This is a genomic window from Priestia sp. BR_2 (assembly GCF_041954005.1).
In the GTDB taxonomy this organism is placed as follows: domain Bacteria; phylum Bacillota; class Bacilli; order Paenibacillales; family Paenibacillaceae; genus Paenibacillus_AQ; species Paenibacillus_AQ lautus_A.
This window is the reverse complement of the sequence record NZ_JAVFHM010000168.1, coordinates 1-1,454: the sequence shown is the minus strand read 5'-3', so window position 1 is coordinate 1,454 and position 1,454 is coordinate 1. Positions and strand designations below refer to the sequence as shown.

At 32.7% G+C, this 1,454-nt stretch carries 1 protein-coding gene; it reads right to left on the bottom strand.

The annotated features are described in order from the left end of the window. A partial coding sequence (locus RB298_RS08265; RefSeq protein WP_486046747.1) for a hypothetical protein occupies positions 1-1,076 on the bottom strand: 1,076 nt, incomplete at its 3' end. Positions 1,077-1,454: the final 378 nt, after the last annotated feature.

Here is a 1,454-nt window from a genome sequence, read left to right as displayed (position 1 = left end):
GAACAAGACATATTAGACTGTTGATCATCACTCGGATCATTTTCAAATGGCTTATAATTTCCACTGCTGCTAGTTGTAGCCTGTTGACTAGCTGCTTGTTGTTGAGCTTTACGCTCTGCTTCTTGTTTTGCTGCTTGCTCTTCAGCTTTTTGTTTTGCTTCTTCTTTTGCTGCTTGCTCTTCAGCTTTTTGTTTTGCTTCTTCTTTTGCTGCTTGCTCCTCAGCTTTTTGTTTTTTCTCTTCTTTTACTGCTTTATCACTATCATTCTTTTCAACTTTTTGCTTGTTGCTATCAGCACCATCTTTTTCAGATGCAACAGTGGCACTGTTTTGCGAAGAACTTACTTGAGTTGAAGCCGGAGTCGAAGTTGATTCTTCATCACTAAAGATTCCAACAATAAAAAAACAACTAAGAATTAAATATAGATAAGAAAATAATACACGTTTTCTTGTTTTGACTTTAAATTTAGGCAATACCCATTTTGGCTTTATTAATCCAACAAGGAAACCTATGATGCTTAGAAGGAAAAGGAATAAAGATAGTCCCGTAATAAAATTATGAGTAGATGCTGGTAACAAAGCATTTAAAATAAATAAAAGAATTAATGTATAAACAGTCGAAGCCATAAACATTTTCCAAGTTGTCTGTGAACGATATCCTAATACCTTAGTCCAGACAGGTCTTTTTACTACGTTAACTTCCATAGAAGAGTGGTTACGAATAACTTGCTCTACTTCCTTTCCTTTTACCTCTATTGTAATATCCCTATTTTCACCATGACCTACAAATGTAAATGCTGATTTTGTAATGCTATGGTCAATTGTAACGCTAGAGAAATCAGCCCATTCATACCGCTCAATTAACATTAAATTCTGTTCAGCGTTGTTGTTAAATTCATAAAAATTCATACCTTTATCGTCTACTGCCGAGTAACATACATTTGAACTTTTTTTCCCGTAATTAGCTTTTGATACTAGCAACAGCTTATTTTGACTATTTGTATAATTGTTCTCTATATAAGCTTTTGCAATTGCTTCATTGGATTCTTTTTGGTTCTTATACCTTGTCTTAGACATTTTGACCTTTCCCTCACTCTTTCTTGATTCCTTACACTAAAAATAGATAAGTTAGTGTGGACCTACTAATATTCGATTCATATGCAACTAATCTATCTTACAATAAAATGTTGTATAAACGGGTATTATATTTCCTTTAATTTCTTTAAAAGGGCTATTTTAGATTTGACCTGCACTTATAAAGGGAATGAAAAGATTAAAAGAAGGAACGAAATGTTATGAGTATAATATTTTCAGCTTCATCTCCATTTTCATACTCTTTCTTGTTCTTATTTTTGTAATTAAGCAAGGAAATGTTCCTTATTAACAACATCTACTCAAATAAAACCATCGGCTAAGATTTAGCCGATGGTTTGGTTCGTTAGAGTCTTTATTTAT